This is a genomic window from Pseudoduganella sp. HUAS MS19 (assembly GCF_053615455.1).
Map to the genome: position 1 here is coordinate 3,805,383 of NZ_CM132133.1, position 13,666 is coordinate 3,819,048.

General features: G+C 60.5%; 7 protein-coding genes. 4 read left to right on the forward strand and 3 right to left on the reverse strand.

The window, feature by feature from the left end:
• Positions 1 to 25: 25 nt before the first annotated feature.
• The gene (locus ACWBU6_RS17190; RefSeq protein WP_452644634.1) at positions 26 to 2,971 is read right to left on the reverse strand and encodes a sensor histidine kinase; all 2,946 of its coding nucleotides are present in this window, start codon (positions 2,969 to 2,971) and stop codon (positions 26 to 28) included.
• A gap of 401 nt (positions 2,972 to 3,372) precedes the next feature.
• Between ACWBU6_RS17190 and ACWBU6_RS17195 the strand changes: the two genes are divergently transcribed.
• Complete coding sequence (locus ACWBU6_RS17195; RefSeq protein ID WP_452644635.1) at positions 3,373 to 4,254, forward strand: extracellular catalytic domain type 1 short-chain-length polyhydroxyalkanoate depolymerase; 882 nt, start codon at positions 3,373 to 3,375, stop codon at positions 4,252 to 4,254.
• Between the two features lie 143 nt (positions 4,255 to 4,397).
• Positions 4,398 to 7,151, forward strand: coding sequence for a TonB-dependent receptor (locus ACWBU6_RS17200; protein WP_452644636.1), 2,754 nt, complete (start codon positions 4,398 to 4,400; stop codon positions 7,149 to 7,151).
• Between the two features lie 151 nt (positions 7,152 to 7,302).
• Here the strand turns inward: ACWBU6_RS17200 and ACWBU6_RS17205 are convergent, their stop codons facing one another.
• Positions 7,303 to 7,443 (reverse strand): hypothetical protein, encoded by a 141-nt coding sequence (locus tag ACWBU6_RS17205; RefSeq protein WP_452644637.1) that lies wholly within the window; start codon positions 7,441 to 7,443, stop codon positions 7,303 to 7,305.
• Between the two features lie 488 nt (positions 7,444 to 7,931).
• On the opposite strand from ACWBU6_RS17205, the gene ACWBU6_RS17210 reads away from it, so the two are divergent.
• A complete protein-coding gene (locus ACWBU6_RS17210; RefSeq protein ID WP_452644638.1) occupies positions 7,932 to 10,232 on the forward strand; it encodes a hypothetical protein in 2,301 nt (766 codons plus the stop codon).
• 116 nt (positions 10,233 to 10,348) lie between these two features.
• The gene (locus ACWBU6_RS17215; RefSeq protein ID WP_452644639.1) at positions 10,349 to 12,886 is read left to right on the forward strand and encodes a discoidin domain-containing protein; all 2,538 of its coding nucleotides are present in this window, start codon (positions 10,349 to 10,351) and stop codon (positions 12,884 to 12,886) included.
• A gap of 23 nt (positions 12,887 to 12,909) precedes the next feature.
• On the opposite strand, the gene ACWBU6_RS17220 is transcribed toward ACWBU6_RS17215, so the two are convergent.
• On the reverse strand, positions 12,910 to 13,641 hold the full coding sequence (locus ACWBU6_RS17220; protein WP_452644640.1) for a substrate-binding periplasmic protein: 732 nt from the start codon (positions 13,639 to 13,641) through the stop codon (positions 12,910 to 12,912).
• Positions 13,642 to 13,666: the final 25 nt, after the last annotated feature.

The window sequence follows — 13,666 nt, forward strand, 5'->3', positions numbered from 1 at the left end:
GGGGCCTGCGCAAGCGCAGCCCGGATCAGCCTGCGTATGCCCTGGTCGCGGCTACCGAGATCCTGATTGTCGTTCCCTCGCCGGGCATGCTCTCAACGATCATTTGCGCACCAAGCTGATCGATCCGTTCACGCATGCCAACCAGGCCCCAGCGGCCATTGCTGAACCCAGCCACCGCAACTTCATCTGGCAGGCCCTTGCCATTGTCGATGATCGACATTCGAAATTCGTGGTTGTGGTTGTCGTAGTCCAGGCCAAAACGAAGCTGTGACGCGCCCGAATGCCGGGCCGCATTGCGAAGCGCTTCGAAGGCTACAGCCCGGAGCTCTTCGCGCACCGCAGGCTGCAATTCTTTCACCTCCCCCGTACATGACAACTCCAACGGCAACAACGGGTACTCGGCCACAAAGGAGCTGCTTACCTCGCTTAACAGGTCTGATGCCGGCCCGCGCCGCAATCCATGCAACTTATCCTGCCCTTCCTGCAACGCTGCCTCAACCAGGCACAACGAGCGTTCAATTTCATCCCGCCCGTAGCTCTCCGCTGGCAGCCGATCCAGCACCTTCGCCAGCCGCAGGGAGAGCACATGCACGCTTTGCAGTAAAGTGTCATGCAGGTCGCGCGCAATGCGCGCCCTTTCAGCCGCCTGAATTGCGTAACCCTCGACCGCACGCCGCGCCACATACGTAACACGAAGCTTGTATATCCCCCACATGGCCAGCGCCAGCAGGCACACGCCTAAGGTACGAAACCAGATGGTTTGGTAATAGGCAGGGGGTACCTCGAAGTCGGCTATTGCATCGGACTCACTCCAGACGCCATCATTGTTGGCTGCTCGCAGGCGAAACCGATACTTCCCTGGAGCGAGCCCGGTGTAGGTCGCACTGTGGGCGGCCGCACCTTCCTGCCAGTCACGGTCGATTCCCTCTATGCGATACTGGAATCGCACCCGCTCCGGCATGCTGAAGCTGAGGGCTGTATAGTCGATGCGCAACCGGCCCGGGTTAGGCGGGATCGGGGGCACCGTATCCTTCGACCACTTGAAGGTAGCGCCGTCCACGTTAATAGCCCGGACATGAACTTCGGGCGGGGTCTTGTTTGTCATCGGCCTTTTGGCATCCAGCCAGAAAATGCCCGCAGCAGTGGAAAACCACAGCTTGCCATCGGCGCCGGCGACCGCGGTCGGTACCGGGAACGAGTTCGTTGCGGCACCGCGCAAGCCATCAAGATGGTTGACGCGCCTGAATCTTATGCGTCGATTCACGTCCGACCCGGCATGTTCCAGCTCAGCCTTGGCAATGACGGTAATACCTGCCGCTCCATTGAGCCAAAGCGATCCGTCGTAGTCAACGATTCCCGACACTCCGAGGAAGTGATCATCCCCTTCGCCGACAAGCCGGTGGAATCTGCTGCCGTCGAAATAATAGAAGCCGTCCGAGCCGCCAACCCACATACGCTTTCCATCGCCAAGAATCTGCAGGGTCGATCCAAGTGCCAGCCCGTCTTCCGGACCATACGATCGAACAGTGTTTTTGTCGAGCAGGCGGATGCCATTATTCGGGTATCCGAACCACATCCTTCCATGACGATCGCGCGAAATCGAACTCGCATACGTTTCCAGTTCCCGAAATCCGCCGCCCCGCTGCCAGGCACCATCCTTCAAACGTATGACGCCGGCCCCACGAACCGAAACCCACAATCCGCCCTCCGTATCCCGGGCAATTGCATGGAACTGCATCACGCTAACGTAATCGGGCAGAGGAACGCGCGTCCGGATACCAGCAGCGTAGTGCCAGATGCCATCGCGTCCACCCGTCCAGACATCTGCGCCATCCTTGTAGACGACACTCACCGCTGTCGCCGAATTCTGGGTCGGAAGTGCGCCCAATGTGCGAATATCGGGCGACTTCACCTCCACGCCGCCAACCCACAGGGCCCCGTCCTCTCCTGGAGCAATAGCTTCCGCATCCCAATAGGCCGGCGGCAAGGCCACTCCTGACAATGCAGTGCTCCTGAAGCGATCCAGGCCGTTTTCAGTGCCAACCCAGATATTTCCTTCGTCATCCTGATAAAAACAGTTGGCCAGACTTCCACTCAGACCATTCGCCACGCCAAACGGTACGCCTTTTTCGGCTGGCCCGTGACGGATTACGCCAACAGGCTGAGAAGACCAGACATGCTTTCCGTCGCGTTCAAAGAGCATGGGACCATTGCCACCTCTTGGGCGCGGCCATTCCGGAACTGGCTTGTCCTTACCGGGCCCGGCCAGCGGGATCAGTTCATTTGCCGAGCCTCCGGTCGCCCAAAGCGTTCCGTCGGGAGCCAGCGCCAAACGGCCGAAGCTCAGATGACGAATCCTTGCGCCAAACGCATCAGCGCCCTTCGCCAGCGCGTACACGCCCGTTTCACATCGAGCCCAAATGGTGCCACCGAAGTCCTTGGCCAGGAAACATGAACCGGTGCGGCCTGAAACGCTTTCATCCGCAGTAATCCAATGCTCCCCGTCGAAAACGCGGAAGCCGCGCGCCGTGGATGCCCATACGCGGCCACGTGTATCCTGCGCAAAGTCCAGGACACTTGTTCCGCTGAACCCCTCGGCTGCGCCAAAGCTTTGCAGGCGTCCATTGCGCAAAACGCTTGCTCCGCCAAAACGGTACCCAATCCATAGGTCGCCGTTCTCCAGGACCCTGATTCCCCAGATGTCGCTTCTCGGGCGCGCGCCGCTTCCCGTAGTGAAGCGTTCGAACTCGTTGCCATCAAAGCGGTACAAACCGCCCAATGACGCGACCCACATCCACCTATCGGGTGTTTGAGCAATGCCGATAATCGAGGAAGGCGCGCCGTCCTTGGCGGTCCAGCTCCTTTGGTGCAGATTGATCGGACTAAAACCTGCCGTGGCTGCGCCGGAGTGCAGCGGCGAAATCAACAGAAACAGAATGAGGCCATTCCGAATAAGATGCAATATCCGCATGGGGGGTAAATTCAGCTAAGGAACCCGCCATTTTACGTGGTGCAGTGCGATTGCGTGGCTTACCGAACTTCGTGAACGGCCGCCCCAAGGTAGCATTCCGCTGTGCATCCCCAATTCTTGCGGAGTTCCTTATGGCGAAGGCGGGTTCCATATCGCGATTGCTGCGCAGCATGGTGCGGGCCGGCAAAGCACAGCAGCGGCTAAGTTCGAGGCTCATCGCCGCAGCACTGCCCGGTTCGACTAAACGTCCCACCCGACCAGGCAGGAAGGCGCCGCCACGGACACGCAAGGCACCCGACGTCCGCCAACCCGATGGGCCGAATGCCTCCCCGCCGCCTGGCAAGTGGACTACCGGCCAGTTCCCCTACTCCCCGGAACCACATGGTGGCCAACGCCTGCGCATGCACTACTGGCTTTACCGTCCCGATCACATGCCCAATACGGTAGTGCGGCAGGGCTGGCCCCTGATCGTGATGCTGCACGGCTGCCACCAAAGCGCCACGCAGTTCGCCAAAGGCACCGGCATGAACCGTTTAGCTGAAAGCAAAGGATACGCCGTGCTCTATCCCCAGCAGCCGCTACGCGCGCATCCTCACCGTTGCTGGCGATGGTACGCCCCTCCTGTGCAGCATGGAGGCGGTGAGGCCGCGGCCCTGGTGGGGCTGATAGAACTGGTCTGCGCGGAACACCTGGTAAACCGTCGCCGCATCTACGTTTGCGGCATTTCGGCGGGTGCGGGAATGGCCGCCATACTGGCCCTGAACCGCCCCGATTTGTTCGCCGCGGTCGGCCTGCATTCCGCGCCCATCTTCGGAGCCGCCCGCAGTGCCCTCGACGGACTGCGTGTGATGCGGCATGGTTCGGCAAGAACGCTGCAAGTTGCCATCGACCAGATGGTGGATCTTCACGCAGCACGGGCGCCGCTCGCAGCAACGGTTCGCTTCCCGTCGATCCCGGCCATCCTGATCCACGGAGATGCCGACAAGGCGGTGCACCCGGTGAACCAGGAACAGCTCACGCAGCAATGGCTCAGCATCAACGGCATCTTTCCCGATGCGGCCAATCAGTGTGTGACGCGCAAGCCAGCTGGCCGCGGCGGCCGGAAGAATGCGCATGAAATTCACGACTATCTGGTTGGCGGTAAACCGGTCGTGCGCGTGGTGCGCATTAACGAACTTGGCCATGAATGGAGCGGCGGCGACCCTTCGGAACGCTTCAATGCACAAGCAGGTCCAGACGCTAGTCACATGATAGTAAATTTCTTCAGCAAGCACCGGCGCTAAGTGGCATGCGCCCGCCCCTTCCTTGCCGCCTAACTGCGCGCGCAAGCCGAAACGTTGCACAGACTGAAACTGATCCATAATCAAACCGGATCGGCGCAAGCATGTCGCTTGCATATCAATATAAACTTTAGAGGACTGATCGCATGAAGATACCTGGCACGCACAAGGCGTCGGCATTCCGCCGCTCCCACTGCACCCATGCTGTATTGCTCGCGCTTGGCAGCATGAGCCTGAATGCTTACGCGCAAACCATGCCGCGCGTGGAGATCACCGGCTCCAGTATCAAGCGCATTGAAGGCGAAGCAGCCCTGCCAGTCGAAGTCATCAAGAGGGAAGATATCGAAAAGACCGGCGTGACCACGGCTGCCGAACTGCTGCAAAAGATCTCCTCCAACGTGGGCGGCCTGACCGACGGCACCAGCGTCAGCGACGTCATGGGTGGCCAGCGCGGTTTTAATGGCGCCAACCTGCGCGGCCTGGGTGTCTCAAGCACGCTGGTGCTGCTGAACGGCCGTCGCATGGCCAACTTCGCCAGCCCTGGCGACAATTCCGGCGTCGACCTGAACAACATCCCCGCCGGCGCCATCCAGCGTGTGGAAGTCCTCAAGGATGGTGCATCGGCGATCTATGGTACCGATGCCATGGGCGGCGTGATCAACTTCATTACCCGCAAGGATTATCAGGGGGGCGATGCCGGCGTGTATGCGCTGGCCACGGACGAAGGTGGCGGCGGCAAAAAGTCGGCCTCCCTGTCCGGCGGCTTTGGCGCACTGAGCACCGACCGCTACAACGTGTTCGGCGCACTGGATGTGCAGGAAACCGCCCGCCTGGCCAGCTCGCAGCGCAAGTTCATGCAGGAGTACAGCCTGCCCGACCGCCTGTCTCCCCAGCTTTCGAGCTACGCTTTCCCAGCCAACGTCGACCTGACTTCCGCCCAGCTGGCGACCCTGAACCAATCGGGCTACCTGAAAGGCTCCGGCCCCGGCGGCACATGGGCGCCATCGCCGGGCCGGCGCATCAACTTCGGCAAGGACTCCTGCGTGAACGGCAGCCCGAACGTGGTGCGCCCGCTCGGCCCGGGGGGGACGGAAGGCTGCTCCTTCAACTACATGGGTGACTCGGAAGTCTATCCGGAATCCAGGAAGCAAAGCTTTATCGGCCGCGCCACTTTCCAGGTGGCGGAAGACCATCAGGTTTTTGCGGAAATCCTGTTGAGCAAGGCCAGGACCAGCTATGCCGCCTCGCCCGCAACTTCGGGTGCCATCAATGGTACCAGTACCGGCATTTTCCTGCCAGGCAGCCTGCAAGCCCAGACCGGCATCACGACCCCGGTCAATTTCCGCTTCCGCCTGTCGGACGCGGGCCGCCGTACGTCTGAAGTGACCAGCAAGGCGGCGCGCTTCGTGCTGGGCGCAAACGGCAAGGCCGGCGACTGGGAATACGATACCGCCTACAACCACAGCGTCAACAAGGCCACCGATCTGGATATCGATGGCTGGGTTTCGCGCACCAGGCTGCTCGCCGGTATTGCCAGTGGCCAGTACAATCCGTTTCTCCCGGCCACGAACGACTCGGGCCGCCAGTTCATGGACTCGATCAAGATCCATGGCGCAGCGCGTATTTCAAAAGGCACCAGCGACAGCGTGGACGGCAAGCTGACCCGCAAGATGATGGCCCTGGCGGGGGGCGATGCCATGCTGGCAGTAGGCGCCGAACTGCGGCGCGAGAAAACCGAGTTCAGCTCCACGGAAGCGCTGCGCAGCAACGATGTGCAAGGTGACCGTGCCAGCTCCGACGAATTACTGGCCGATTCCTCGAACTCGCGCGACATCGCCGGCATCTACGCGGAGCTCAATGCACCGTTCAGTAAGGAATGGGAAGTCCAGTTCGCCATCCGCCACGACCGCTACAAGGGCGTGCACGATCCGCTGACCAATGTCACCACGCCGAAACTGACGACCACCAATCCGAAGCTCGCTGTCAGCTACCGCCCGAACAAGGAGGTACTGGGCCGCGCTTCCTATGGTACCGGCTTTCGCGCACCTTCGATCGCCGAACTGTTCCTGCCGGTGCGTTCCGGTACCACGGCCAGCTTCGTCAATGACCCGGTCTCCGGTGAAATCGCCCAGTTCGATCTGGACCGTTATGGCAACCCTCAACTGAAACCAGAAAAATCAAAGCAGTTCTCGGCTGGCCTTGTATTGCAGCCTAATAAAAACTGGGATGGCAGTCTCGACTACTGGATCATTCGTAAAACCGACATCATCTCGGAGATCGGCGAGCAGACCGTGTTCGACAACCCGATCTACTACAACGATCCGGAGATCGTGGTGCGTGACGAAGATGGTTTTGTCTCCTTCCTGCAGTTCAAGAAAGAAAACCGGGGCAAGCTGAACACTTCCGGTTTCGATATCGCGCTGAACTGGCACGGCGATGCCAATTCGCTGGGCCGCTTCAGCGCCAACCTGAACGGCACGCTGATCACCAGGTACAAGTTCCAGTCCGATCCACATTCGCCCATGACGAATGGCCTGGGCGTATTCCGCGACGACAAGGCCGTGCAGCGCTGGCGCCACAAGCTCAATATCGACTGGGACCAAGGCCCGTTCAACGTAAGCCTGGGCCACACCTTCTTCTCCAGCTATCGCGATCAGAACATCGCGGGCCTGGCTGATCCGGGCTGGAACGACCGCGACGTCAAAGCCTATTCGCTGTGGGACCTGACGGGCAGCTATGCCTTCAGCAAGAACCTTAAGCTGCGCGCCGGCGTGATCAATGTGTTCGATACGCCGCCGCCATTCACCAACCAGTCGCGCTACTTCGAGGTGACCTGGGACCCAACCTACGGCGATCCGCGCGGCCGCTCAATGTTCGCCAACCTGCAGTACAAGTTCTAGGTGAATGGATCCCGCGCGCATGACAGGAAAACGCGGCTTTGGGCTCGAAGCGGAGTTCACAGCCGCGGAGCTCCGCTGCTCATTTTCAACAACGCGGCCCCTTCCTCCGCTCACCGCTGTTGCGCTGAAATTCGGGCTCTGCCAGCACGCATCAAGCAACGCCGTCAGCGACGCCGTGCTCATGCAAATATTCGATCGCGGTGCCGATACCTTCATGCGAGGCCATCCAGATTCCCTTTTCCACCGTCATCGCCTGGTTGAATGCGCTCCGCCTGTCTTTGATATGCGTCATCCGGAGTTCCTCCCTCAAATGGCAACGCGAAAAGTTGCGTTTGCCCGGTTGATGAATGAACGATACTGCGCCGGGCGCATTTTTCCTGTGCGCAAAGTAACTATTGTTCGCTCACCCCGCGGAGTGCGCAGCTGACGCTGCGCGCTGCCCTGGCAAGGCGCAGCCTACGAGCTGAAGGCAGGAATGCTCGCATACGCCCCGCCCCTTCAGATCAGAGAGGAGCCGGCCACAAGCCCGGCAGACCTGTCCACATAAGCGAGCCAATGCAACCGCGTTGGCAACCGGCGCAAGCATCGTGCCTGCCGCAGTTCTGCAAATGTCGGCGCAACGCTGCCACCATTCGGTCGCGTGAGTCCTGCCACGCCCCTTGCGTTTCACGAGCGCCCGCCCGCTCAGCAAAATCATAAAAGCCCTTGGCATTTTTCGTAATTGCCCAAAAGCAATACTACAAGCAAGATACCGGCCTTAACATTGCCAGCAACACAACAATGAACAAACCAGTACATCCTGCTTTCCTGAGCCTTTTTTTGCTGCCGCTCTTGCTGACTGCCTGTGGAGGCAGATCAGCAGGCAACCCTGCCGCTACTACGACAACGCCATCCAACCAGATGGCGCCACCGTCCAGCGGAAACGTGGTCCCGCCGACGGATGCGGCTACCGTCCCGCCACCGGCGGGAAATGCGGCGACGCCAGCCGCGCCAAAGACCTATGCCTGGTCGACGGCGCTGTTCGGCGCGGGCGGCTATATCACCGGTATCGTTTATCATCCTTCGGTACCGGGACTGGCGTACATCCGGACCGACGTCGGCGGCGTCTACCGCCGCAATCCCGGCAGCCTGGCATGGGAACCGCTCAATGACGACCTGAACCGCGACGATAACCAGTTGGCAGGCAGTCTATCCCTGGCAGTCGATCCTAACGATCCGCAAAAGCTGTATGTGGCGGCCGGCATGTACCTGCCAACGTGGGGACGCAATGCCGCCATCCTGCGCTCCAGCGACCAGGGCGCTAGCTGGGCGCGTACCGAACTGCCAATCCGCCTGGGCGGCAATTCGGACGGCCGCGGCACCGGCGAGCGCCTGCAGGTGGACCCCAACAAAGGTTCTATCCTGTTCCTCGGCACTAACGAAAACGGCTTGTACAAATCAAGCGATGGCGGCGTCAGCTGGTCGCAGGTACCGGGCTTCCCGACCTCCGCCGGCACCACTTTCGTCCTGTTTGACAAGTCCAGCAGCAGCGTCGGCACCGCCACCAAAACCTTGTACATTGGCGTGGCAGCGACAAACGGCGAAACGCTTTACCGTTCAAGCGATGGCGGCACGACCTGGGCGCCGGTGCCGGGCGGCCCGGCTGGACTGATGCCAGTGCAAGGGGCGCTGGACGGCAAAGGTCGCCTGGTGTTGACTTACGCTAATGGCCTGGGCCCCAATAACATCACCGCAGGTGCCGTCTACAGCCTGACGACGGCAAGCACAATCTGGAACAACATTACGCCGGCCACGCCGAGCGGCAGCTTGCCATTCGGTTACGGCGGCCTGGCTGTCGATTCCCGCAATCCCGACACAATCGTCGTATCGACAATCGACCGCTGGTCCACTGGTGACGACCTGTACAAATCGACCGACGGTGGCGCGACCTGGACCGGGCTAAAGGCCATCAGCACGCGCACAGCGCCCGGCAATCCATGGTTGACCGCGTATTACGGCGGTTCGCTGGCGGGCAAGATGGGGCACTGGATCAGCGACATCGACATTGATCCGTTCAACTCCGATAACATCATGTACAACACCGGCTACGGCCTGTGGGAGAGCAATAACCTGCGCAGCGCAAGCGTGGCCTGGCGCTTCAATGTCAGCGGCATCGAGGAAACCGTGCTCACGGCGCCGCTGGTTTCCCCCAGCACCGGGGCGCACTTGTTCACCGCGCTGGGCGACGTGGCCGGCGCACGTTACGACACGGACTTCAATAGCATCAGCGGCTATTTCAGCGCCCCGAATAGCACCAACTACAGTGTCGATGTAGCGGACCTGAACACCAGCGTGGTGGCACGCACCAGCAGCAATGCGCTCATGCTTTCATCCGACAATGGCGTCAGCTGGCGGCAGGCTGCCAGCATCGTCGGCCACGATGCCGGCCGTGTTGCGGTATCCGCTGCCGGAACCGCCCTGCTTTGGGTGCCGGGCGGAATGTCTGCTCTCTATTCGACCAATGGCGGCGCCAGCTGGACCGCCGCGACCGGCTATCCGGTAACGGGCGCTGTGCAATCGGGCGCCTTCTTCAACCCAGTCGCGGACAAGGTCGCGAACGGCTATTTCTACACCTACGACTTCTCAGCCGGCACGATCCTGGAAAGCGCCAACAGTGGCCAAAGCTTTGCACCGATCTATACCGGGCTCGACGTCCTGCCTTCCTGGTCATCGCATCACCAACTGGCGTCTGTCCCTGGCTCGGTACGCCGCGACCTGTGGCTGGCGACGCCGAACGGCCTCTGGCACATCAACGGCGCCGGTGCTGCGCCAGCGAAGATCGCCAACGTGCAATCGGCCTACGGGGTTGGCTTTGGCATGGCCGGCGCCGGCAAGACCTACCCTGCAGTGTACGTTTCGGCCAAGATCAACAACGTGTTGGGCATATACCAGTCACTCGACGCGGGAGCGACTTGGACCAGGATCAATGACGACCAACACCAGTGGGGCGGCGTCAATTATGTCACTGGCGACATGCGCGTCTTTGGCCGAGTCTATATCGGCGCAAGCCGGGGCGGTGTGATCGTCGGCGAACCCCGCTAAGGCCATGTCACGATGCCGATGGGCCGGCTGCCATTCTATGTGAGTGACATGCTCTGGCCACTTCGCGGCCGCCCTGACAATTATCTCAAAGAAACTCAACTCCTTGGAAGGTTGGCATGAAAACTAGTATGCGGGCGATCGCCCTGTCCGTCATCGCAGGGAGCCTCACTGTGGGCTGTGGCGGCAGCTTCGAAGGCAGCGGCAATACGGCTGCACCAGACAACACCAGCAATACACCAGCTCCAAACGGAACTGGCGCCAGTCCGGACACTGGCACACCCGACGCCGGTGGCACGGTTGCCCGCATTTTCAACCACCCTGGCGCCCCGCTCACCCGCTCGGACCTCAACACACTTAAGTCCTACGTCGATCAGGGCCGGGAACCATGGAAATCCGCCTACGACCTGCTGGCAAACGAAGGCCGCTCCAGGCTTACTTATGCCATGCTGGGGCCTTACGCAAAAGTCAGTCGCGCGCCCGATGAAAATCTCTGGGCATGGCGCAGCGACATGATGGCGGTCTGGAATCTCTCGCGCATGTGGCATTTCACCGGCAATCAGGAGTACGCAAAGAAGGCGCGCGAGATCCTCATGGCCTGGGCCACAACCCAGCTCGAATTTTCCGGCCGCGAGTCCATGCTCGACCTGGGCGACTATGCCTACATGTTCGTGGGCGGCGCCGATATCCTGCGCGGCACATGGTCGGGATGGACGGAAGACGACACTGCTACAGTGAAGAAGTACTTCAAGAACGTCCTGATGCCAGCATCGAACCCCTATGGCGAACATCAGTTCGGCGCAGCCAACAAGGGAGCATTGGCGCTGGTTGCCCTCGGTTTGATGGCTATCTTCAACGACGATGCCGAAGCGCTGGACAAGGTCGTTTACCAGGTTCGCACACTGGCCCACATCGGACTGCGCAATTCCAACGATATCGGCATGCTCGGCGACTCCCTGCGGGACCAGGGCCACTTCCATGGGCAGCTCAAATCGCTGACCATGCTCGCCGAGGCGCTCTGGAAGCAAGGCATCGACATCTACTCCGATCTGGACGACCGCCTCTTGGCGGCCGGTGAATATTTCGCACGGGTGAACGAGCTCGAGCCAACCGCTGCACTCCCGTTTGGCACCACCGATGCCTATTACACGGCTGACGTCACCAACCGCGGATGGGACGGCGGCGGGGGCGGGAACGTAGTGCTCAACCAGATCCATGCCGCCTACGTTTTGCGCAAGGGCGTGCAGGCTCCCTTTATCGCACAAAGGCGTCTCTGGATGCCGGTGGACGGCAATAGCTTCATGTTTGTGAAGGAGGCCGACGCCTCCCTCGCGGCGCCCGCGCCACAGCTCACCATACCATCCACCGCCTCGCTCACAGCAGGGTTGAGCGGCATTGATATCGGCGGCGCGACCCCAGCCGGCAGCGCCAGTTACGCCGACGGAAAGTGGACCGTGACGGGCGCCGGGAGCGAGATCTGGGGCACAAACGACAGCTGCCACTTTGCCTACAAGGCACTCGTCGGCGATGGCGCCATCGTCGCCAAGGTTGAATCCATCCAGGATACCGGTCCGTCTGCCAAGGCGGGCGTGATGATACGCACAAGCCTTGACCAAGGCGCCCCGCGTGCGTGGATGGCCGTCGCCAATCGCGTCGCAGCCGAGCAGAATATGCGGAATCTCACCGTGTATGGCGGCAGCTATTACGCGAACAAAGTTCTGCCTATTGCGAACACTGCGGCCTCGTATTGGCTGAAGCTCGAACGCATTGGCAACGTCATTACCGGCTACCTGTCTCCCGATGGCACCAACTGGGCTGCAACGGACGTCGGCCGCATCGACGGCCCTCTTCCGAACACGATCTATGTGGGTCTGCTTGTTGCTTCGACCGCCAACGGCACAGCAAACCGCTCGGTCTTCAGCAACGTCCAGATCACGGGAGGAGACGGCAAGGCACCGGCCTTGATCCCGGCAGCCCCGGCAGCACTGCTTGCCGCGCCAGGCGATGGCGCCGTTCCGCTGCGCTGGCAGCGCTCGTTCGGCGCCACGCGCTACGTCGTCAAGCGCGCCACATCCAAGGGCGGTCCATACGCAGCCATCGCGTCGGATGTCAGGGGCGGCAGTTACACGGACCGCTCGGTGATCAATGGCAAGACCTACTACTACACCGTTAGCGCGGCGAATTCCGCCGGCATGAGCGCCAATTCCCCTGAAGCCGAAACCACACCGGAACAAGCGCTGGTCAATGTCGCCACCGGTGGCACTGCCAACGACAGCGCGAACGATGCAGCCAACGCCAAGCGCGCCTTTGACCGCAATTCGGCGACGCAATGGTTCTTCAAGGGTGTGCAGGGCTGGTTGCAGTATGACCTCGGACACAAGGAGACAGTCCAGCGCTACAGCGTCATCAGTTCCAACGATAAGATTCCGCGCGATCCGAAAAGCTGGGAACTCCTGGGTTCCAACGACGGCTTGACCTGGCAAACACTCGACGCGCAGAATAATCAGCTGTTCTCCCGACGCTTCGCGCCGAAGAACTACCTGCTCCCGAGACCCGGCTCCTATCGCTACTATCGGCTCAACATCACGGCCAATAACGGCGACACCGCCTTTACCGACCTCGCCGAGTTCGGACTATTCGCTTCCAGGCCCCGATGAGTATTCGATGTTACCGAAACTGATCAGAGACTCACGCCGTACTTGGCGTAGATTCTGGCGATGGCTCCCGAACGTTTCATTGCGACGATGGCTTCGTCCAGCTCCGGCAACAAGGCTTTCTTGCTGGGGTGGACGCGCATCGATACATCAAACGAACCCAACACGTCGCCGAGCACCAATTCACGGTACTTGGGCACCAGAAGCATATTGTATTGCGCGACCGCCTTGTTGATCAAAATCTGATCGATCCGTCCGGCAGCGAGCATGGTCATGAGTTGCGTCTCGCTGACGGCATCGGCGCGATGCACTGCGCCACTGTCAAACAGCTCGCGTAAGTCCGGATAGGCGTACCCCCTTACCAATCCGAGCGTTCTGCCACTCAGATCCCTTGGTGTATGCACAGGAAAATGTTTGCCAGGGGCGAAGACGAGTACGTCGACCACCCTGCCAAACGGTACTGAAAACTTGCCGGGTACCCTTTGCTGCCTTACCCAGCCGGGAAACACACCTGGCTCGAGGTCGATCCGCCCCACGTCGAACTCTTTGGCTAGGCGTGCATAAGGAAAGTACTGGACTTGAAAACGATGCCCCGTAATCTTGCTCAGCTCATCGAGGAGTTCCTGATATATCCCCGTCCGTTCGCTCTCGATCATCATGGGCGGGTAATTGTAGAAGCCGACCTTGAAAGTGTCAGACCGCGCTTCCACACACCAAACGGCGAACATCAGGCAAGTCGCGCAGAGAAGGCTTTTCATGATTGGTCCAAGTAATGCGGAACCA

Bases quoted from the DNA above. Each gene is read 5' to 3' on its own strand.
- ACWBU6_RS17190 (WP_452644634.1), bottom strand. From the start codon at position 2,971: ATGCGGATATTGCATCTTATTCGGAATGGCCTCATTCTGTTTCTGTTG.
- ACWBU6_RS17195 (WP_452644635.1), top strand. From the start codon at position 3,373: ATGCACTACTGGCTTTACCGTCCCGATCACATGCCCAATACGGTAGTG.
- ACWBU6_RS17200 (WP_452644636.1), top strand. From the start codon at position 4,398: ATGAAGATACCTGGCACGCACAAGGCGTCGGCATTCCGCCGCTCCCAC.
- ACWBU6_RS17205 (WP_452644637.1), bottom strand. From the start codon at position 7,443: ATGACGCATATCAAAGACAGGCGGAGCGCATTCAACCAGGCGATGACG.
- ACWBU6_RS17210 (WP_452644638.1), top strand. From the start codon at position 7,932: ATGAACAAACCAGTACATCCTGCTTTCCTGAGCCTTTTTTTGCTGCCG.
- ACWBU6_RS17215 (WP_452644639.1), top strand. From the start codon at position 10,349: ATGAAAACTAGTATGCGGGCGATCGCCCTGTCCGTCATCGCAGGGAGC.
- ACWBU6_RS17220 (WP_452644640.1), bottom strand. From the start codon at position 13,641: ATGAAAAGCCTTCTCTGCGCGACTTGCCTGATGTTCGCCGTTTGGTGT.